Here is a 19,010-nt window from a genome sequence, read left to right on the forward strand (position 1 = left end):
GTGTGTTCAAGGGCCTACACTGGAAGGTCCGGTAACACGACAGCACAAGGGATACGCGTAAAATCAGCAGGGCGAGTCCAGGTTCACAGGCCCGCCAGATTAAAGTGATTCCCTGAAGAAACATGAACATCTGAAAATCGGAGATATTAGAAGCATGTGTGTCAAATACTCTGCCTATCACTGGGCATGAACAGGCCACTTCCCATTGCCAGTATTAGTATTTCAGTACTTACTAATATCGTCTCTACACTCTGCACTGCTACATCGGGGCCCTTTCTTTCACTACCCCGGTCTGGCCTGCTTTCATTTTTTTGACTCCATGAACGACGCCGTTTACTCCACTCGGCAGGCTGCTGATTTACTAGGTGTGTCCGTACGCACCGTACAACTTTGGGTAGAAGCCGGGACCTTGAAGGCCTGGAAAACCCAAGGCGGCCACCGACGCATTGACCGCGACTCCGTGCAAACCATTTTGCAAGAGCGCCAAGGGCGAGGTAGTGCGCAACTACCCGATGCCCCCACCCCCTCAAGCCTGCCCGTTGGCAACGATGAACCTTGTCTGCGCGTGCTGGTCGTTGAAGACGATCTGGATCTGCTGGCTATTTACCGTATGGCCATGGAACATCTGCCCTTCCCGATTGAACTGCGTTGTGAGCAGGATGGGCTCAAAGGTCTGATTGCTGCAGGCAATTTCTACCCCGATGTCCTGATTGTGGACCTGAACTTGCCCAAGCTCGATGGCTTTGCCATGCTCAAAGCCCTGGCGGACGCCCCCGAAACCGGACATACCCAGATCTACGTCATTTCCGCTCTGAGTGCCACCGACATTCACGCACGCGGTGGCCTGCCCGGCAACGCCACAGCCCTGGCCAAGCCCATTCCTATCGCCTTGCTTTTGCAACTGCTCAGCGAAGCCTTCCACGCCCAGTACCTGCCCTCCTGAGCGCCTCTTTCCCCCTGTATCAGCACGGATCAATTTTTTCAGTTTCAACCCATTTGTGACAATGATTTTCATTTGATTATCAATTTTTTATTTTTAGACATAAAAAACGGATCAAATGATACTATTCACGAAAATTCACAACAAGAAATTGATCCGTTTATCGCGCGTCTTTTGCTGATACAAAAATATAAAGGGGAAGGTTATGCGCAAGAACCTACCAATTACCGGCATCGAAACCGAGCTGCTGGACGAACAATATCTCATCTCCAAAACTGACCTGGCCGGGCGCATCATCTATGCAAACCCGGCCTTTGTCGAGGTAAGCGGCTTTAGTCGGGCGGAGTTGATTGGCGAGCCACACAATATCGTGCGCCACCCCGATATGCCCTCCGAGGTTTTTGCAGATTTGTGGCATACCCTAAAGCAGGGGCGTTCGTGGGTTGGAGTCGTTAAAAACCGCCGTAAAGACGGCGGTTTTTATTGGGTTCTAGCCCATGCCAGCCCAATTATTGAACAAGGTGAACTAACCGGCTTTGCCTCGGTACGGGTACGGGCAAAACCTCAAGCTATTCAAGCCGCTGAACAGTTCTATCAGGAACTGCGCGAGGGCCGAAATCGTTCACGGGCCATACGCGCTGGCCATATTACGGTCCGCAGCTGGCAGCGCCCTTTTGCAGGACTACGCTTTTTATTTGGCCCCAGTTTACTGGCGGCTTTTCTGCGCAAAGGCATATTGAATCTGGGTATTACCGGCGGGATTATTGCCATGATTCTGAATACGGAAATGCCACAGCAAAGCATGACTCTGCTGGCCAGCTCCCTGGGCGTGGGCACGCTGATAATTTTGGGCTATCAAGCGATCTTGATGCGGCGTGTTTTGGGATCGTTTAAAACAGCCACGCACATCGCTCAACAAATTGCGGCGGGCAACCTGACAGTCAATACACGTGGGCCTGCTGTCAAAAACCTGGAGACACTGGGTCAAAACCTGGACCTGATGCGCAAAAGCCTGATGAGCATCAGCACGGACGTGGACCAGAGCTGCAGAAACAATCAGCGGGTATCACGCAAGCTCTCTGACAATAGTGCCTTGCTGGAAGCACGCACTCAAGAACAAGCGTCCTCCATGCAAGAGACTACCGCCAGCATGAGTTCATTTGGGCAAACCGTCTTGCAAACGGCAGACAATGCCAAGGCCAGCCATGAACTGGCCAGCCGCAGTGCTGATATTGCCAGTCGTGGCAATGAGGCGGTTCAGAAGGTCAGTTCGTCCATGCAACAGATTCTGGAAAGCTCGCAGCATATTGGCAATATCGTCTCGATGATCAACAACATCGCCTTTCAAACCAATATCCTGTCAATCAACGCGTCGATTGAATCAGCACGGGCTGGAGAAGCCGGTAAAGGTTTTGCGGTGGTCGCGTCTGCCGTGCGTTCGTTGGCCCAGCAAGCAGCCCAAGCGGCCGATGAAATCAAGCAACTGGTCACTCAAACCCAAACACTCAGTGCCGAAGGGGCGAATCATGCAGCGCATGCGGGCCAAACCATGCAGGAAATTCTGACGTCGGTCTCTGAAGTAGCGGGTTTGATGGGTGAAATCTCTACCGCTACCAGTGAACAAAGCATTGGTTTGAGCCAACTGACCCAAGCCCTGAAACAAGTGGATCAAATTACCACCGACAATGCCGCTCTGGTTCATGATTTGAGCGAAACCGCTCAAGAGTTGAATCAGAACGGTGCCCAGTTGCAAGAGGCGATCAGTGTCCTCAATCATGGAAAAAGCGCGCCTACCCACTCGCCTGTGCCTTTGACTCTGGCACCCATTGTGAATATGGATACCGCTCGTCGCAGGTCAACCCATCCGGGCCGACTACGGCAAGTGGTATCCAACCCCTAGCTATGCTAGAACCCCAGGCTTTGGGTGCCGCCCAACAGGGCCAGCACACCCAGCACAGCAAAGATACCGGCTGCAATCCGGTGGACCAACTGAATAGGCAAACGGCGGGCGATGCGCTCACCGAACAAAACGGCCGGAGCGTTGGCCAGCATCATGCCCAAAGTCGTGCCTAGCACCACAAAACCGAATTCTTGATATTGAGCGGCTAAAGCGACCGTGGCGATTTGGGTTTTATCGCCCATTTCAGCCAGGAAAAAGGTGACCAGGGTGGTCCCGAACACACCAAAGCGAGTACGTGTGGCCTCTGCATCGTCGATCTTGTCGGGAATCAGAATCCAGATGGCCATGGCCAGAAAGGAAATACCCAGCACCCAACGCAGCACTTCAGGATCCAGCAATGCCGGAACCCAGGCACCAATGGCACCAGCCAGACCGTGATTGACTAAGGTTGCTATGAAAATAGCGAGAATAATGGGCCAAGGGCGTTTGTAGCGGGCTGCGAGAATAAAGGCGAGCAACTGGGTTTTGTCCCCAATTTCTGCTAGAGCAACCACACCCGTGGAGATAAACAACGCTTCCATAACAACTCCTGGCCGGATACGAGACGAATGACCACAAACCCTCCCGGCCAAACGCGAAGGTCTATGGTCAAAAGTCTTGCCAGGCTAAGTTGCTACCAGCGCCATGACCCTGTATAGGTCAAGTATGTTGACGCTGATCTTCGCTCATTCGAAGCGGCTACTCCCTAATGACGAAGCGCATCGTAGCCCAGATTAGTGCGCCTGTCCAATCGGTGATTTTCAACGCACTGGAAGTACACTTAATTATTTTTACGCTTTCGTCCTACGCATGATTGCCCAAACCCCAGCGTCTACCCCATCCGACACCTACCAGCGCTATGTGCTGCTGTATCTGTTATTCATGGTTTTGTTGTGGTCCGTTTTGATGGCTATTAGCCACAAAGCGCCTGACCTGGACGGCATGGAAGAGCTGGTCTGGTCGGCCAGTTTTGAGTTGGGCTATCTGAAACACCCCCCCTTCCCCTCGTGGGTGATGGCCGCCTTGACCAGTATGCTCGGACGCCCGGCCTGGCTGACCTTTGCAGCAGGCATGACAGCCTCGGTGCTGGGACTATGGTTTATCTGGAAACTGGCCTGCGAGTTCCTGAGTCCTGAGCGCGCCTTGATGGTCTTGCTGATCAGCTCTGTCAGTATTTACTTCTCCTTGCGCGGCACCATTTTTAATCACAACACGGCCCAGCTGTGGTCCGTAACCGCCGCGACCTGGTTTTTCTATCGTGCCAGCCGGGATCAGAAACCGGCAGACTGGTTATGGCTGGGCGCAGTCGCGGCGCTGTCTACCGTCACCAAATACAGCGCCGTTATTCTGTTCACTGCCTTCTTTTTGTATTTCCTGCGCAGCGGCATGTGGCGTCAACGACAAACCTGGGTAGGCGTGGGTCTGGCCCTGCTTGCCTATGTACTGGTTTTGTCCCCCCACCTGTACTGGCTGGTAAAGCATGACTTCGCCCCCTTCCGATATATGGATGGCTCGCTGGAAACGCATACTCGTTGGCAGGCCTACAAAGAGCTACTGGCTTTTAGCCTGGACCAACTAGGGCGACTGAGCCCCATGATAGTGGCCATGATCGCGCTGGGCATCTGGAACCATCGGGACAAGAAAAAGCGGGCTCAGTCGGATACCGCCCTGCAAGACAAGCAGCGCTATGCCGATGCGATTTCCCGCAGCGATAAGCAGTTTGTGCTATGGGTAGGCCTGACCCCCATGATCAGCACAGTCTTGATTTCAGCCATTATGGGCACCCGTCTGGTGGCCTCTTGGGCCACGACGTTCTTTGTGCTGTATGGCTTTTTTGCCTTGTGGATCCTGCATGGCCAGGACAAGATTCAGTTGCGCCGTATCGCCATTATTGTGATCGTGCTGCAGATTCTGCTGGCATCGGGCTATGCCTTGGCCCGTGGTCCACTGGCCTGGTATACAGGCCGGGATTCTCGCTCCACCTTCCCCGGCCCCGAGGTGTCTGCCCAGATGCAGGCCATCTGGAAAGAGCACATGCCCGGCATCCCCCTAAAGGTCGTGGTAGCGGATACCTGGCTGGGTGGAAATATCGCCGTTCATGCAGGCCAGGACGTCATGGTCTTTATCGATGCCGATCCTGCCGCTTCGCCCTGGCTGAAACTTCCGCAGGATTTGCAATGCGGGGCCCTGATTGTTTACAGCATCCAGACCCGAGGCAAGCCGCCAAAGCCCTTGCTCGAACTGTATGAACAAGCCCCCATCAAGGGGCTGACCGAACAGCGCTGGTCCTCTGAACGCAGCCCCATGATTGATCTGAACTGGGCGATTTTGCCCGCGCAACGCAGTTGTCCCTTTACAGCCACTGCAGGCCACGACGGTTAAATCTGTGGGTGATGCACTGGCAGTTGCTCACCCAGGTAATCCAGAAAATGCCGCACCGCCGGGGCCATGCCTCGGCGGGAGGCAAATACGGCGTGAATGATCCCCGGCAAGGGGGCCCACTGCGGCAGGACCTGTACCAAACGTCCAGCTTTCAAGGCATCGCAGCACATATAGTCGGGCAAGATACCCACGCCTATGCCCTGCTCTACCCCCTCACGCAAGGTCAATAAATCCGAGGCCATATAGCGTGGCCTGTGCGTTACCATCACGCTGGCTCCCTCGGGACCGTACAACTCCCATTCGTTTTGACCTTGCCGAGCCGACATGGCCACCGTGGGCAATTTAACCAAATCTGCCGGGCCTCGCACCGGATCAAACCGCGCCAGCAAGCTAGGCTGGGCGACCAGAATCGCTCCGGTTTCGCCCAGGCGTTTCACGATATAGCTGGCGCTATCGCTGAGGGTGCTGCGTACTCGCAAGGCCACATCAATTCCATCGGCCACCGGATCGACCACACGGTTGCTGACCTCCACCTCCAGCTCAACCTGGGGATAGCGGATCAGAAATTGGGCGAACACGGTCGACAAGACGGTATGTGCCAAGGTGACCGGACAACTGATACGCAAAAGACCACGCGGCTCTTGCTGCACTTGTGCAACAGCGGCATAAGCCGCTTCAGCCTCGTCGCGCATGGCCTGGCAATGACGCAGGAACACCTCCCCGGCCGGGGTCAGAGACAGGCTACGCGTGGTGCGTTGCAACAGGCGCACACCCACTTCGGCTTCAAGGCGGCTAAGACGCCGCGACACGCGCGATGGCGGCATACCCAGGTGCCGAGCGGCTGCGCTGAACCCGCCGCGCTGCACCACTTCGGTAAACAACACCATGTCATTTAAGTCATACATACAGGGATGCTTTCCAGAATTACAAACAAAATTAGAATAATCTTTCTCAGAAAAGCCGGCTTATCAAAGGTATGAGCATCAAACATAATGACACCATTCCTTCATCGCTTTGGACAACAGACATCATGAAACTGCTACACGTAGACTCCAGCATCACCGGCGCGAACTCCGTCTCCCGCGAACTTTCACAATTTGTGGTTGATCAACTGCGCCAGCAAAACGATCAAGTCCAAGTGGAGCATATCGATCTGGCCCTGAACCCGCCCCCTCACTTCTCGGCTGACTCCCTGGGCATGCGCCTGGGCCTGGACCCTGCCACCCTGACCGAACGTCAACGCGCCGAGAATGCGATCACCGAACAATACCTGAACCAGTTTCTGGCCTCGGACGTCATTGTGATTGGCGCCCCCTTCTACAACTTCACCATCCCTAGCCAGCTCAAAGCCTGGATGGACCGTCTGGCTCAAGCTGGTCGCACCTTCCGTTACACCAGCAATGGACCAGAAGGTCTGGCCGGCGACAAAACGGTATATCTGGTTCTGAGCCGTGGTGGCATCTACTCCGAATCGGAGCAAGGCCAGGCCATGGAGCACCAGGAAAGCTATCTGCGCGTGATGTTCGGCTTCATGGGCATAACAGACCTACGTATTGTGTACGCTGAAGGCCTGGGCAAAGCACCTGAGCTGCGCAACCAGATTGTAGAAAATGCCAAAGCCAGTGTCAGCGCCTTGCTGGAAAAGAGCACCGCCTAAAACAGACGCGGTCCGAGTCAATCAGGCCGCAACACTCGCGCCGTCACGCGGCCTCGCTCAGAATCTGATGTTGTTTCAACTCCCAGGGCTGAGCACGCTACGCTCCTGCCAGACTGCGACCTCGGTCCAGTCTGGCTTTGTTTTTTGTCGCATCCGGCTTCTTGTTCCTGCCCGGCGAAAAAAAAGCCCCCTCGCTACGCCTTCGGCTTGCTGCCCCCCGTGGGGGAGCTTTTTGTCTTGGGGCGGCCCGGCGACAAAAAAAGCCCCCTCGCTACGCCTTCGGCTTGCTGCCCCCCAAGGGGGAGCTTTTCGTCTTGGGGCGGCCCGGCGACAAAAAAAGGGCCTATGCATGGCCCTTTATCCTAAGCGTGCAAGTCCAGTCTTAGCCCAATGACCCTTGAACCCGTACAGGCGCTCACAGGGCGTCAGGCTGGCCCCGCGCTTATTCGTCTGTCTCCAGCCAATGCCCCAAACGCAAACGCTTGGTATTGAGGTAGGCCTCGTTAAAGGGATTACCTTCAATTTGATGCGGTACACGTTCCACCACATCAATACCGATGTCCTGCAAGGTTTTTACCTTGCGCGGGTTATTGGTCATCAGACGTAGTTTCTGGATACCAACGTGCTCGAGCATATCCTTGCAAATATCGTAGCGACGCATATCGGCCGGAAAACCGAGCTTCTCGTTGGCCTCTACGGTGTCGGCTCCCTGATCTTGCAGCTTGTACGCACGAATCTTGTTCACCAGACCAATGCCTCGCCCTTCCTGGCGCAAATACATCAGGGCGCCACGGCCAGCCGTCGCAATACGTTCCAGCGCCAGTTGCAGTTGAGGGCCGCAATCACAGCGCAGGCTAAATAAGGCATCGCCTGTCAAACACTCGGAGTGCACACGGGCCAGGACTGGGTGGCCATCGGCCACGTCCCCCAGGGTCAATAGGACGTGTTCTTTTTGATTGCTGCGCTCTACAAACACATGAATTTGAAAGACAGCCCAAGGCGTGGGCAAACGGCTGGAGCTGACATAGTCCAGTAAAACACCGGGTTTGGCCTGCTGGGCAGCAAGCGCGGAGCCCGATTCTGACGCCAGTGCGGCATCTGGGGTGGATTGCATAATGAGTCTCTGCTGCGGCGAAGAAATGCGGCTTGGCCCCATCCGGGGCGACTTGGCAATGATAGCCCAATTCAGCCGGTTTCTTTCAGTCTGGGACATGATGCTTTTCAGGGCTAATTACCGCTCTTTGCCCACGACACAGGAGTGGAATAGTCACCTTATGTTCTTATCCTTATAGCGAAAAATTCTGCTATCCGGTATTCTACGCAACAAGAAAATACATAAAATGTTATGAAACTTACAAATACAGACGATCTATGGCACTTTGTGTTTTTCACTGAGTCCTGATCGTCCTCAGCCCTAATTGATCATGCCCGCCCTTAAGGTCTTTATCCGCTACGTTGTCATTGGGCTTGCTTTAGCCCTGCAACCGTTTGTCGCCCACGGCGCGGCAAGCCAGGCCTGGCCTCAACCGCCCTCGCAGCTCAGTCTGGATAGCCCCTACGGCACACTGCAGGTAAGCCAAAGCGATTATGTCTACGAAGCGCGGCTGCAACTGGACGCAAAGACCATAGAGCCAGAGCTAAAAGGGATGATCAATATCCCCTACGCTTTCAAGCAAGCCAACAATCAAACCGCCCTGATTTCAGTCGACAAGGGCCTGGGTGCTTGCTCGATCAATTACCATTGGGTCACCGTATCGTCCCAGGGCTATACCGTCTCGCCAGCCTTTGGCTCATGCAGCGCCAAAATCCGGGTCCGTCATCACGGCCGAACCCTGATTATGGAAACACCCAGCCAGGACAATCCGGCCATGATCGACGAATACCGATACGATGGGCGCAAAATCAGTTTACGCAAGCGCCGTCCACTTATGCAGTAAGGGGAACCTGCAAGGAGCAGCGGACTCAAACGGAACACTGACTATAATCAGGTGTTTACGTCTCTCCGGATTTTCCCTATGCAAACCTCCACAACCCGCCCTTTACTTGTCTGGGATTTACCCACCCGTTTGTTCCACTGGCTGTTTGTCATTAGCATTGTGGGCTGTTTTGTGACAATCAAAGTTGGCGGGCTATGGATGGACTGGCACGTACGCTTTGGTCTGCTGGCCTTGGGACTGTTGGCCTTTCGTCTGGTCTGGGGTTTGATCGGTGGCTACTACTCGCGCTTTAGCCACTTCTTCCCCAATCCGATACGCAGCCTGCGTTATTTGCGTGATAAACCTGCCGTCTACCCAGGCCACAATCCTGTCGGCGCCTGGTCGGTCTGGGTCATGCTGATTGTGTTTGGTTTTCAGGCCATCTCTGGTTTGTTTGCCAACGACGATATCTTTACCTCAGGCCCTCTGGCCTATCTCAGCAGCGATTGGTCCAAAACCCTGACGGGTCTGCACAAAGCCAACGAATGGATCATGCTGGCCATTATCGGCTTGCATATCCTGGCTATTTTCCTGTATCGCGTCCTGGGTGGTCAGAAATTAACCAGCGTCATGGTCAAGGGCAGCATGCCCGTACCCAGTGAACCTGCGCTACCTGCCAGCAAAGACAACTGGAAAACCCGTTTACTCGCTCTGCTCATTGCCGTACTGATTGCCTGGGGCGTGTACTGGATCACCGGCCTGGCACCGGTAGGCGGCGGCATGGACGACTTTATGTAAGCCTGACTTATCCCCAGAAGCTGTGAATAAACCTGGGGATAATGCGGGGATTGTTTGGGCTGAGCCGCATTTTTACTAGCCGTCTTTTAAACTGGATGGTGACTAGCCGCTTGAACACTCTCTGCACAAAGAGCGACGGCCTCACGATATTTTCAGCGCCGTCGCCAAAATCCCCACAAGACCAGAACCAGCCCCAGAACGGCGGCCAATAAACCGGCCCAGCTAAAAATAGTCAGGCCCAGCCAAGCGGGGCCGCGTGTAACCAGCACCGGCCCCAAAATCAATACAAAGGCCGCCGTCACAATCGCAATGGCCAAACGGGTAGCCGCCTTTTCCAGCGATGAGGCCAGACGCGGCATACCCTCGACTTGAATACGGGCAGAGATCTTGCCTTGCCGGACGCGATGCATCAGCAAACGCAGCAATTGAGGCGCATCCATCGCCAATTGGCGAGACTCCAGCAAGCTGCGTTGCAAGTCTGCATAAACACGACGAGGGGAATACTGCTTACGCATCAAAGCCAGAATGACCGGTTGTGCAACCTCAACCACATCAAATTGCGGGTCCAGACGTTTCAATACGCCATCCGCGGTGATAAAAGCCTTGAACAGCAAAGCCAGATCCGGCGGCAAAATCAAATGGTTCTCACGCGCCAGCGCCATAAAATCCAGCAAAGCAACCGAAATGGACAAAAGCCCACTACTTTGTCGGGCAACATAGCGCTGGGCACTTTCTTCCAGCCGGCTCCAATCAAAATCTTCCGCACCCGACCAATCCAGCAAGGTGGTAGCCACCCCATCGGCCTGCCCGTCCACAATTGCGCGCAATAGAACCAGCAATTGCTGGCGACGACGTTCCGTCAAATGACCGACCAGACCGAAATCAATAAAGGCGACCTGATTGCCCGGCAACGCCATCATATTGCCGGGGTGCGGGTCGGCATGAAATAGCCCATCCTCCAGAACCATATGCAAGAACGCCAAGGCTCCCCGGCGCGCCAGCAAGGGGCGATCCACTTCAATGGCTTGCAACTGCGCCTCTTGAATTGGTGAGACTCCGGGCACAAACTCTTGCACCATGACGGTGGCACTGGTCCATTCCATATAAACGCGCGGCACCACAATGTCTTTAAAGGGCTGCATATTCTCGCGCACAGCCACGGTATTGGCTGCTTCGCGCGTAAAGTCCAGCTCATCGGCAATGGCTTCGGCCAAGGCGCGCACAATATCGTAGGGGCGATACTCAGGCAACAAACCCTGCTGCTGCACCAAGCGGGCAATCTGTTTCAGCAAACGCAGATCAGCCTGGATCAAAGACTCAAGACCGGGGCGCTGCACCTTCACCACCACTTCAGTACCGTCCCGCAAACAGGCACGATACACCTGCGCCATAGAAGCCGAGGCCAGCACCTGGATATCAAAACGCGCAAAGGCTTGGTCTACGGTTTGCCCTAAAGCCAGTTCCAATTCGGGCCGAATAGTCTCCCAAGGCACCGGCGCGGCATGACCTTGCAGCTTTTCCAGTTCCTGGGTCCACTCCAGAGGCAGCAGGTCATTGCGTGTGGCCAGAATCTGACCGAGTTTGATAAAGGTAGGCCCCAGCTCCTCCAGGGCACGTCGCAAACGTTCAGGCGCCGAGCGTTCGGGCATTTCTGTCGCCACCGGGGTTTTGTTACCGGGCAGCAGCTCCGACAGACCCAGACGATGCATCACATCCCCGATTCCGTATCGAGCAATGACCGATCCGATGGCACGCACGCGCGCATGGTCGCGCAAGGCCAACAAGGTTCCTCCCAACATACTCGCTCTCCAGTAGGCTACGCCCTGAGAAAAGTAGCATACCGCAGCGTCCGGGTGACTTACTTATCCACTTATCCACATTTTCAGTGGGCAAGCGCGGGGATAGCCTTTGGACAAGTCGCATTACCCCAAGTAATTCAAAGACTTGTCATGATGGGGTAATTAAAGCCCCCCTCCCTTTAGAAGATGACAAGAATCGAAAATGCCCCTGCTTTGGCCCGCAAATCAGAGTACATTGACGTTTTTAAATTCAAGGAGAGCGTGATGCGTCTGGATAAATCTCGCTCCAGCCGTAATGTCGAGGACCGCCGTGCCAATGGGCCACGCCTGAGCGGCGGCAAGATCGGTTTGGGGACAATCGTGCTGGCCTTGGTAGCCCTGTACTTTGGGGTCGACCCCAATGTGGTGCTGAACCTGGCCGGTGGCCCCACCAGCGCCCCGCAATCTCAACCGATTGCCGCCTCGGATACACAGGGCCAAACCATCGCCAAAATCCTGGGTGAAACCGAGGATGTCTGGCGCGATATTTTTGCCAAGCAAACCAATGGCAGCTACCGCGATCCCGTACTGGTTCTGTATCGCGGCGCGACTCCCACGGCTTGTGGCGCAGGCCAATCGGCCATGGGCCCGTTTTACTGCCCGGCGGATCAAAAGCTCTATATAGACCTGGGCTTTTTCACCGAGATGGAGCAAAAGATGGGCGTCAAGGGAAACTTTGCCCCTGCCTACGTGATTGCGCATGAAGTGGGCCACCACGTTCAGAACCAATTGGGCATGATGCGCCGTGTGGATGAAGCCCGTCGCAGCGGCTCGGCCTCGCAAGCCCGTCAGGCGTCCGTGCGTCTGGAACTGCAGGCAGACTGCTACGCCGGCATCTGGGCCAATCACGCCGATGCACAACGCCAGATTCTGGAACCGGGCGATATCCGTTCTGCGCTAGACGCGGCTCAAGCGGTAGGTGATGACACCTTGCAAAAGCAGTCTCAAGGCTATGTGGTTCCAGACTCTTTTACCCATGGCAGCGCGCAACAACGCATGGCCTGGTTCATGCAAGGCTATCAAACCGGGCAACTGAACATGTGCGATACTTTCACTCGACCTGATCCCGCTTCCTGATAAACGTAAAATTATGTAACCCGTCCTTGCGCTACATAATTTCCGTTCTATAATCATTTTCTTCGCAGGAAACGGGGGTCGTTAGCTCAGTTGGTAGAGCACTGGACTCTTAATCCATTGGTCGACAGTTCGAGTCTGTCACGACCCACCAGATATCCTGCTGTTTGCGGTACACCATGCCGCAACATCGTAAATTAGCCCGCTGCTACAGCGGGCTTTTTTGCGTCTGGACGCATCGATCCAGCACATCGCTACCCCAATTTTGCGCAGCCATCTTCTGGTCATAGTTGTTTACTTCGCCCACTACAAAAACCCGCTAGGCTAACAGATCATCACATCAGGAGATTGTCATGCTGATTGCCATTGATCCGACCAAGGCCCCCGACACCACACCTCCGGGCAAAACGCCGAACCCCGAACCCGATCCGAAGAAAATCCCGGGCAATGAGCCGCCTAGCAAAGCCAGGAACTGACAGACCTCGCCCACTCAAACATCCTGCACCCCTGCCATGTAGGCACAATCCAGGGCAGCGCAGAAAATGTCGCTGCCCTGCCAGCGCCTTGCCCCACATTTGAATCATGCTTTGGCAGCAGGAAAATGTTGCAAAGTTAAGACTATTTTAAAAAAAAATGCACACAATGCGCACTTGTTGCGTTGCAACATATATTATTTTTCCATAGTCGTTGTTCCTGCGGTGGTGAGATGAGCGGAGACAGGCGTCACAGAGCGCTGCTGTTATCTCGCTGCCCACCGACTAGGCAAGACCGGGGTCACGTGCCTAGCTAGCTTACTCGCCTTGCCGGAATTGTGTTGCTCTTCAACCTACAACACAGGTCCGCTTGCCTACCACTTGCGTTCGCGCTGTCGCACATCCTGCTGACAGCCGGAGAGTCGCTCAAACCGGCGCTGCCGGTTGCACTCAAGCCATCCACCAGGATTACCCATCCCGGTCGGCCCCCTCTCAACCGTCTCCTACCCCCCTCGGTGTTCCATTGCATCCGCAAGGCCAGCTTGCCTGTGTTTACTTCAGGAACACCTATGAAATTAATTACCGCCATCGTCAAACCCTTCAAGGTTGACGAGATACGCGAGGCCCTTTCCGATCTGGGCATACAGGGGATGACACTGACCGAGGTCAAAGGATTTGGTCGCCAGAAAGGCCACACTGAGCTGTACCGCGGTGCAGAATATGCAGTCGACTTCCTGCCCAAGATCCGCATTGAACTGGCTATTCCCGACGAGCAGTTGCAAAGCGTTCTGGAAGCCATTCAAAGCAGCGCCCGCACCGGTCGTATTGGTGACGGCAAGATCTTTGTCCAGCCGCTGGACCACGTCATCCGCATCCGCACCGGCGAATGCGATGAACAAGCCCTGTAATCGGAGACTCCATCATGAACAACGCTGATCTCTCGTGGATGCTGGTCTCCACGCTTCTGGTACTAATGATGGCCGCGCCGGGCCTGGCCCTGTTTTACTCAGGGATGGTGCGTCAAAAAAATGCCTTGTCCATGTTGTCCCAAACCTTGCTGGTGTTCAGTTTGGGGGTGGTGCTGTGGTTTATCTATGGCTACTCGCTGGCTTTTACCGCTGGCAATCCCTTGATTGGTGGTTTCGACAAGGTCTTGTTCAATGGCATGTTTACTGCCGCTGACCAACAGTTCTCCATGTCGGGCACCCTGCCTGAACTGCTGTTTGCGTCTTTCCAGGCCACGTTTGCCGGTCTGACATGCGCCCTGGTTGTCGGCAGTCTGGCAGAACGTACCCGTCTGTCCGCCATTTTGGTCTTTACTGTGATCTGGTTCACCCTGGCCTATCTGCCTATCTGCCATATGGTCTGGTTTGCCGATGGACAGAACGGCGGTTTGCTCAACACCCGTGGCGCGTTGGACTTTGCGGGAGGAACGGTCGTACACATCAATGCTGGTATTGCGGGTCTGGTCGGAGCCTGGATGATTGGCCCACGCTTGAACTACCGTCGTGAAGCCATGCCACCCCATAACCTGCCCTTGACCTTTATTGGTGCGGCTCTGCTGTGGGTAGGCTGGTTCGGTTTCAACGCTGGCTCGGCTTTGTCTGCCAATGAAAATGCCACGCTCGCCTTCTTCAACACCATGTTGGCCGCTGCCATTGGCGTTGTGGCCTGGACGTTGGGCGAATGGATCAGCAAAGGTCATCCTTCCTTGCTGGGTGCTTGCTCGGGTGCCATTGCAGGTTTGGTCGGCATTACCCCAGCAGCCGGTTTTGTGGCTCCCTCCGGTGCACTGGCCATTGGCTTGATTACTTCCCTGGCTTGCTTGTGGGGCGTTAATGTTCTGAAGCGCTGGCTGCGTGCCGACGATACATTGGACGTGTTTGGCATTCACGGTTTGGGCGGAATTGTGGGCGCGTTGCTCACGGGTCTGTTCAACGCACCTGTTCTAGGTGGTCCCGGCACCGCTGCTGGCAACAGTATCTGGATGCAGTTGTGGATTCAGCTCGAAGGCGTCTTGCTGACTCTGGTCTGGTCCGGTGTGGCCGCCTGGATTGCCTTCAAGATTGCCAAAGTCGTCTGCGGTGGTTTACGTGTCGATGCTGACCATGAACGCGAAGGTCTGGATATCCGCACCCACGGTGAAACGGGCTATCAACACTGAGATCCCATCATGATTCTTGACTATCTTGCCCACAGGCAAACAGCCCCCTTCAAACACAGGTACAAACCTAAAAGAAAAAGCCCTCTCTCGAGGGCTTTTTTTATAAGCAAAACGGCTGCTTATTTTTCTTTGCGGTAAGCGTCGTGACAAGTCTTACAGGACTTGCCCACATTACCAAAAGCCACACGGAAGGCATCAAAATCGCCTGAATCGGAAGCCACTTTCAGCTTGTCGATCGCAGCGGTGAAATCATCGGTAGCTTGCTTGAAACCCTGAGCATCGCTCCAGGCTTCTGCTTTGGTCTCGCCGCCTTCAGTACCGGCACCAAACGCGCTCCAAGGCAAAGCAGCCAAAACAGTCAGCACTTCCACGTTCTTGGCGATCGCAGCCGCGTCATAAGGAGCTTCCTTTTTAGCGACGGGAGCCATACGACCAAAATGCGAACCGATCAAGGCCATGCTGGCTTGACGGTAGTCCACCGCTTGCTCAGGCTTGGCGAATTGGGCTGTAGCTGGCGTGACAAACGCGGCGCACAAAGCGCCAGCGGCAGTCAAAAACGCAAGTTTTTTCATGGGAACTCCTGTGTGATGAAACATAAAACACTTCATAAAGCACTGGCTCAAGAAACCCGATCGGCGGTGCCCTTGTGCAAGAACACAGCCGTTTGGATTTAGATTGCCTGAGCCAACTGTACCGCGACGCCCAGATAGCTGCGTGGAGTTAGCTCAAGCAAATAGGTTTTAGCGTCTGCGGGCAGTTCCAGACCGCCAATAAACTCGCGCAACGCTTCCTCGGTAATACCACGGCCACGTGTCAGCGCTTTGAGCTGCTCGTAAGGCTGAGGCAAACCGTAACGGCGCATCACCGTTTGGACCGGCTCGGCCAGGATTTCCCAGCAGGCGTCGATGTCCGCATCCACGGCGGCGGCGTTCAGCTCCAGCTTGCCGATACCACGCAGGCAAGCGTCGTAGGCTACCACGCTGTAGCCCAGAGCCACGCCCAGATTACGCAGCACGGTCGAATCCGTCAGGTCACGCTGCCAACGGGAGATAGGCAGCTTCTCGGACAGGTGACGCAGCATGGCGTTGGCCAGGCCCAGATTGCCTTCCGAGTTTTCAAAGTCAATCGGGTTGACTTTGTGCGGCATGGTGGACGAACCGATCTCACCTTCTTTCAAGCGCTGCTTGAAGTAGCCCAGGGAAATGTAGCCCCAAACGTCACGGTTGAAGTCCAGCAGGATGGTGTTGGCACGGGCAATCGCGTCAAACAGGGCAGCCATCCAATCGTGCGGCTCGATCTGAATGGTGTAGACGTTTTGCGTCAGACCCAAACCACCCAGCACTTTCTTGCTGAACGCAGGCCAGTCAATTTCGGGGTATGCCGAGAAGTGCGCGTTGTAGTTACCAGTCGCGCCATTCAATTTAGCCAGAGGCTGAACAGCGGCAATGGCAGCAATGGCGTTTTGCAAACGCGCGGCCACGTTGGCGAACTCTTTGCCCATGGTGCTGGGGCTGGCAGGCTGGCCGTGGGTGCGCGAGAGCAAAGGCTGATCGGCATGCAGACGGGCCTGAGCCTTGATGGCATCGCACACTTCTTGCAGCTGGGGCAGGATCACCTGCTCACGGGCACGCGTCAACATCAGGGCGTGCGAGGTGTTGTTGATGTCCTCGGAGGTGCAGGAGAAGTGAATGAACTCGGCCGCGGCGGACAGTTCGGCGTGGTCGGCCACTTTTTCTTTCAACCAGTATTCCACGGCTTTCACGTCGTGGTTAGTGGTGCGTTCAATGGCTTTGATGCGGGCAGCATCGTCTTCCGAGAAGTTCTGCACCAGGCTCTTGAGTACCTCGCGGGCTTCGGCAGAGAAAGTAGGCAGTTCAGGCAGACCCGCGTCGGACAGGCCGATCAGCCAGGCCACTTCGACCTCCACGCGATGCCACATGAATGCGGCTTCGGACAACAGGCCACGCAAGGGGGCGGTACGGCTGCCATAACGCCCGTCCAATGGCGACAAGGCATTCAGAGTGCTCAGGGTATCGGCTATGTGCATCGTTCTACAGAAAAGAAGGGGGAATAAAGTCAGCCCGCATTCTAACATTGCAGGCCGACACCCGTATGCCACGCGTTCAGCATGGGGGTAGAAAGCGACGGCAGTCCCAGGCTTTGACGAATAAACCACAGTTTTCCAACATTGTTTCCAGCGACAGGGTCAGGCCCGGCCTGCGGGGCGTTCGCCCATAGGTTCCTGCTATACTTTTTGAGCCTGCAACTTTTGATAGCTTTTTATGAAACTTATAGCTTCCCTCACCAGCCCATACGCGCGCAAAGTGCGTGTTGTCATGGCGGAAAAAAAGCTCGATTACGAGCTGATTCTGGAGGATGTGTGGGCCGATGACAGCGATATTCTGAAACACAATCCACTGGGCAAAGTTCCCTGTCTGATTATGGATGATCAGGCAAGCTTGTTTGACTCCCGCGTGATCGTCGAATATCTGGATACCCTCTCGCCCGTCGGCCGCCTGATCCCCCAAGCCGGACGTGATCGCGCTGCAGTCAAATGCTGGGAAGCCATTGCCGATGGCTTGCTTGACGCCTGCGTTGCCATCGTGGTGGAAAATCGCCGCCCCCAAGAGCTACGTCTGCCCGCCTGGATTGACCGCCAAAACAGCAAAATCACCGCTGCCCTGCAATCGATGAACAACACCCTGGGTGACCAGTCCTTTTGCATGGGCACCAGCTTTAGCCTGGCCGACATTGCCGTAGGCTGCGCACTGGGTTATCTGGACCTGCGCTTTCCTGAGCTGGACTGGCGCTCGCAGTACGGCAATCTGCAACGCCTGGATGAAAAACTCCAAGCGCGTCCCTCGTTTGCCAGCACCTTACCGCCTACGCAGTGAGCGTTGCGCCAGCAAGCAAGGGCCCATTCTTTTGAATGGGTTTTTTTATGTCTGCCACCTCAGGACTTACCCAGCAAACGATACATCCAGAAGGCCTCATCGGTCTTCATGCGCTGGGCAAACTGGGCCGGCGAAAAGCCGGAAATTCGTTTGACCTCTCTGCCAAAATGAGACTGGTCGCTATACCCGGCCTGCAGCGCCACATCGGACCAGACCGGATTTTCCTGCTGCTGCACCAGGGCAAAAGCACGCTCTGCACGCACATAAAGCTGTAGCTCACGCTGACTCTGCCCAGCCCAACGCTTGAATTGCCGTTGCATCTGACGCAAGCCCGTTCCCGTGCGTGTTGCGGCCATCCTCATCCCCAAAGCCGTCAGCCAATGATGCAAGGTGGCCACACCTTCTGCCGGCAGACTACCATGCGCACAGCGATGAATTGCTGCCTCCAGCTGCTGAAATAAAGGGCCATTTTCAGTGCCTACCTGTCCAAGGGCCTGACAACTAGAAGCAGGCAAAACCTGCTCCATAGGCAGTACCAGATCCATCAAGTCGCTGGCCTCTATACCAAACACACGCTTGAAGGCATCGGGGTAAAGTCCAATCGAAATCGCATGGACAGATCCCGGAGACCAGCTAATGGACGGTGTACGCGACGGCCCGGCAAACAACATGCTGGGAAGGGCCTCTGACAGTACCGGAGCCCCCCCATTCGCTGGCGTCTGAACCATGTGCAGTTGGCCATGAAAAACCCACGACAAAACCACCAGGGGCGAGGCTGGATAAAAATTCAAACGCTGCTCCGACGGCAGAGCCAAACCACGGGTATCACGCTCCACCCCCAGATGGATGCTGGCCGCGGTTTTTCGGCTGGGGCGATGCAAACGGGCACAAGGCAAAGCAGACATGGCAAGTCGTTTCCGTTCTATCCGGCCCAG

General features: G+C 55.2%; 18 protein-coding genes, 1 tRNA gene and 1 riboswitch. Of the genes, 12 read left to right on the forward strand and 7 right to left on the reverse strand.

Annotation, left to right across the window (positions count from 1 at the left end; all coding sequences use genetic code 11):
• Nucleotides 1-319: 319 nt before the first annotated feature.
• Entirely contained in the window at nucleotides 320-943 is a 624-nt protein-coding gene (locus AC6I6N_RS06095) for a helix-turn-helix domain-containing protein (RefSeq protein WP_094197202.1), read from the forward strand.
• Between the two features lie 202 nt (nucleotides 944-1,145).
• The gene (locus AC6I6N_RS06100) at nucleotides 1,146-2,840 is read left to right on the forward strand and encodes a methyl-accepting chemotaxis protein (protein ID WP_497943316.1); all 1,695 of its coding nucleotides are present in this window, start codon (nucleotides 1,146-1,148) and stop codon (nucleotides 2,838-2,840) included.
• Nucleotides 2,841-2,845: 5 nt separating this feature from the next.
• On the opposite strand, the gene AC6I6N_RS06105 is transcribed toward AC6I6N_RS06100, so the two are convergent.
• Nucleotides 2,846-3,421, reverse strand: coding sequence for a TMEM165/GDT1 family protein (locus AC6I6N_RS06105; protein WP_094197204.1), 576 nt, complete (start codon nucleotides 3,419-3,421; stop codon nucleotides 2,846-2,848).
• Nucleotides 3,422-3,599, reverse strand: a riboswitch (yybP-ykoY riboswitch). It lies immediately after the preceding gene.
• A gap of 90 nt (nucleotides 3,600-3,689) precedes the next feature.
• Here AC6I6N_RS06105 and AC6I6N_RS06110 point away from each other — a divergent pair.
• Complete coding sequence (locus AC6I6N_RS06110) at nucleotides 3,690-5,261, forward strand: glycosyltransferase family 39 protein (protein WP_497943317.1); 1,572 nt, start codon at nucleotides 3,690-3,692, stop codon at nucleotides 5,259-5,261.
• On the opposite strand, the gene AC6I6N_RS06115 is transcribed toward AC6I6N_RS06110, so the two are convergent.
• Nucleotides 5,258-6,166, reverse strand: coding sequence for a LysR family transcriptional regulator (locus AC6I6N_RS06115; protein WP_094197206.1), 909 nt, complete (start codon nucleotides 6,164-6,166; stop codon nucleotides 5,258-5,260). The two genes, AC6I6N_RS06110 and AC6I6N_RS06115, sit on opposite strands and share 4 nt — an antisense overlap.
• 125 nt (nucleotides 6,167-6,291) lie before the next feature.
• On the opposite strand from AC6I6N_RS06115, the gene AC6I6N_RS06120 reads away from it, so the two are divergent.
• On the forward strand, nucleotides 6,292-6,918 hold the full coding sequence (locus tag AC6I6N_RS06120; protein ID WP_094197207.1) for an FMN-dependent NADH-azoreductase: 627 nt from the start codon (nucleotides 6,292-6,294) through the stop codon (nucleotides 6,916-6,918).
• Nucleotides 6,919-7,360: 442 nt separating this feature from the next.
• Here AC6I6N_RS06120 and ribA read toward each other — a convergent pair whose 3' ends face one another.
• Nucleotides 7,361-8,032, reverse strand: coding sequence for a GTP cyclohydrolase II (gene ribA / locus AC6I6N_RS06125; RefSeq protein ID WP_094197208.1), 672 nt, complete (start codon nucleotides 8,030-8,032; stop codon nucleotides 7,361-7,363).
• A 310-nt stretch (nucleotides 8,033-8,342) separates the two neighbouring features.
• Here ribA and AC6I6N_RS06130 point away from each other — a divergent pair, with 310 nt between their 5' ends.
• Both AC6I6N_RS06130 and AC6I6N_RS06135 read left to right on the forward strand, forming a co-directional pair.
• Nucleotides 8,343-8,855 carry a hypothetical protein gene (locus tag AC6I6N_RS06130; RefSeq protein WP_094197209.1) on the forward strand — a complete coding sequence of 171 codons (513 nt, stop codon included), beginning with the start codon at nucleotides 8,343-8,345 and terminating at the stop codon, nucleotides 8,853-8,855.
• 78 nt (nucleotides 8,856-8,933) lie between these two features.
• The gene (locus tag AC6I6N_RS06135; protein ID WP_108727702.1) at nucleotides 8,934-9,632 is read left to right on the forward strand and encodes a cytochrome b/b6 domain-containing protein; all 699 of its coding nucleotides are present in this window, start codon (nucleotides 8,934-8,936) and stop codon (nucleotides 9,630-9,632) included.
• A gap of 152 nt (nucleotides 9,633-9,784) precedes the next feature.
• Here the strand turns inward: AC6I6N_RS06135 and AC6I6N_RS06140 are convergent, their stop codons facing one another.
• Nucleotides 9,785-11,431 carry an ABC1 kinase family protein gene (locus AC6I6N_RS06140; RefSeq protein ID WP_094197211.1) on the reverse strand — a complete coding sequence of 549 codons (1,647 nt, stop codon included), beginning with the start codon at nucleotides 11,429-11,431 and terminating at the stop codon, nucleotides 9,785-9,787.
• Between the two features lie 264 nt (nucleotides 11,432-11,695).
• On the opposite strand from AC6I6N_RS06140, the gene ypfJ reads away from it, so the two are divergent.
• The 5 genes from ypfJ (at nucleotide 11,696) to AC6I6N_RS06165 (ending at nucleotide 15,181) form a co-directional block, all read left to right on the forward strand.
• Complete coding sequence (ypfJ, locus tag AC6I6N_RS06145; protein ID WP_094197212.1) at nucleotides 11,696-12,547, forward strand: KPN_02809 family neutral zinc metallopeptidase; 852 nt, start codon at nucleotides 11,696-11,698, stop codon at nucleotides 12,545-12,547.
• A gap of 75 nt (nucleotides 12,548-12,622) precedes the next feature.
• A tRNA-Lys gene (locus tag AC6I6N_RS06150) sits at nucleotides 12,623-12,698 on the forward strand.
• 199 nt (nucleotides 12,699-12,897) lie between these two features.
• Entirely contained in the window at nucleotides 12,898-13,020 is a 123-nt protein-coding gene (locus AC6I6N_RS06155) for a hypothetical protein (RefSeq protein ID WP_257502692.1), read from the forward strand.
• Between the two features lie 566 nt (nucleotides 13,021-13,586).
• The gene (gene glnK / locus AC6I6N_RS06160; RefSeq protein ID WP_009456229.1) at nucleotides 13,587-13,925 is read left to right on the forward strand and encodes a P-II family nitrogen regulator; all 339 of its coding nucleotides are present in this window, start codon (nucleotides 13,587-13,589) and stop codon (nucleotides 13,923-13,925) included.
• 14 nt (nucleotides 13,926-13,939) lie between these two features.
• Nucleotides 13,940-15,181 carry an ammonium transporter gene (locus AC6I6N_RS06165; protein WP_094197213.1) on the forward strand — a complete coding sequence of 414 codons (1,242 nt, stop codon included), beginning with the start codon at nucleotides 13,940-13,942 and terminating at the stop codon, nucleotides 15,179-15,181.
• A 119-nt stretch (nucleotides 15,182-15,300) separates the two neighbouring features.
• Here the strand turns inward: AC6I6N_RS06165 and AC6I6N_RS06170 are convergent, their stop codons facing one another.
• A complete protein-coding gene (locus tag AC6I6N_RS06170; RefSeq protein ID WP_094197214.1) occupies nucleotides 15,301-15,753 on the reverse strand; it encodes a c-type cytochrome in 453 nt (150 codons plus the stop codon).
• A 98-nt stretch (nucleotides 15,754-15,851) separates the two neighbouring features.
• A complete protein-coding gene (purB, locus tag AC6I6N_RS06175; protein ID WP_497943318.1) occupies nucleotides 15,852-17,228 on the reverse strand; it encodes an adenylosuccinate lyase in 1,377 nt (458 codons plus the stop codon).
• Between the two features lie 235 nt (nucleotides 17,229-17,463).
• Between purB and AC6I6N_RS06180 the strand changes: the two genes are divergently transcribed.
• On the forward strand, nucleotides 17,464-18,075 hold the full coding sequence (locus tag AC6I6N_RS06180) for a glutathione S-transferase family protein (RefSeq protein WP_094197216.1): 612 nt from the start codon (nucleotides 17,464-17,466) through the stop codon (nucleotides 18,073-18,075).
• 59 nt (nucleotides 18,076-18,134) lie between these two features.
• Here AC6I6N_RS06180 and AC6I6N_RS06185 read toward each other — a convergent pair whose 3' ends face one another.
• On the reverse strand, nucleotides 18,135-18,980 hold the full coding sequence (locus AC6I6N_RS06185) for a helix-turn-helix domain-containing protein (protein ID WP_497943319.1): 846 nt from the start codon (nucleotides 18,978-18,980) through the stop codon (nucleotides 18,135-18,137).
• Nucleotides 18,981-19,010 lie beyond the last annotated feature (30 nt).

The sequence above is a fragment of the Alcaligenes sp. LTN-3 genome, assembly GCF_059735605.1.

Excerpts from the sequence above, each read along its gene's own strand:
- AC6I6N_RS06120 (WP_094197207.1), top strand. The coding sequence starts at position 6,292 with ATGAAACTGCTACACGTAGACTCCAGCATCACCGGCGCGAACTCCGTC.
- AC6I6N_RS06170 (WP_094197214.1), bottom strand. The coding sequence starts at position 15,753 with ATGAAAAAACTTGCGTTTTTGACTGCCGCTGGCGCTTTGTGCGCCGCG.
- AC6I6N_RS06110 (WP_497943317.1), top strand. The coding sequence starts at position 3,690 with ATGATTGCCCAAACCCCAGCGTCTACCCCATCCGACACCTACCAGCGC.
- ribA (WP_094197208.1), bottom strand. The coding sequence starts at position 8,032 with ATGCAATCCACCCCAGATGCCGCACTGGCGTCAGAATCGGGCTCCGCG.
- AC6I6N_RS06095 (WP_094197202.1), top strand. The coding sequence starts at position 320 with ATGAACGACGCCGTTTACTCCACTCGGCAGGCTGCTGATTTACTAGGT.
- AC6I6N_RS06115 (WP_094197206.1), bottom strand. The coding sequence starts at position 6,166 with ATGTATGACTTAAATGACATGGTGTTGTTTACCGAAGTGGTGCAGCGC.
- AC6I6N_RS06185 (WP_497943319.1), bottom strand. The coding sequence starts at position 18,980 with ATGTCTGCTTTGCCTTGTGCCCGTTTGCATCGCCCCAGCCGAAAAACC.
- purB (WP_497943318.1), bottom strand. The coding sequence starts at position 17,228 with ATGCACATAGCCGATACCCTGAGCACTCTGAATGCCTTGTCGCCATTG.
- glnK (WP_009456229.1), top strand. The coding sequence starts at position 13,587 with ATGAAATTAATTACCGCCATCGTCAAACCCTTCAAGGTTGACGAGATA.
- AC6I6N_RS06130 (WP_094197209.1), top strand. The coding sequence starts at position 8,343 with ATGCCCGCCCTTAAGGTCTTTATCCGCTACGTTGTCATTGGGCTTGCT.
- AC6I6N_RS06140 (WP_094197211.1), bottom strand. The coding sequence starts at position 11,431 with ATGTTGGGAGGAACCTTGTTGGCCTTGCGCGACCATGCGCGCGTGCGT.
- AC6I6N_RS06100 (WP_497943316.1), top strand. The coding sequence starts at position 1,146 with ATGCGCAAGAACCTACCAATTACCGGCATCGAAACCGAGCTGCTGGAC.
- AC6I6N_RS06135 (WP_108727702.1), top strand. The coding sequence starts at position 8,934 with ATGCAAACCTCCACAACCCGCCCTTTACTTGTCTGGGATTTACCCACC.
- AC6I6N_RS06155 (WP_257502692.1), top strand. The coding sequence starts at position 12,898 with ATGCTGATTGCCATTGATCCGACCAAGGCCCCCGACACCACACCTCCG.
- ypfJ (WP_094197212.1), top strand. The coding sequence starts at position 11,696 with ATGCGTCTGGATAAATCTCGCTCCAGCCGTAATGTCGAGGACCGCCGT.
- AC6I6N_RS06180 (WP_094197216.1), top strand. The coding sequence starts at position 17,464 with ATGAAACTTATAGCTTCCCTCACCAGCCCATACGCGCGCAAAGTGCGT.
- AC6I6N_RS06105 (WP_094197204.1), bottom strand. The coding sequence starts at position 3,421 with ATGGAAGCGTTGTTTATCTCCACGGGTGTGGTTGCTCTAGCAGAAATT.
- AC6I6N_RS06165 (WP_094197213.1), top strand. The coding sequence starts at position 13,940 with ATGAACAACGCTGATCTCTCGTGGATGCTGGTCTCCACGCTTCTGGTA.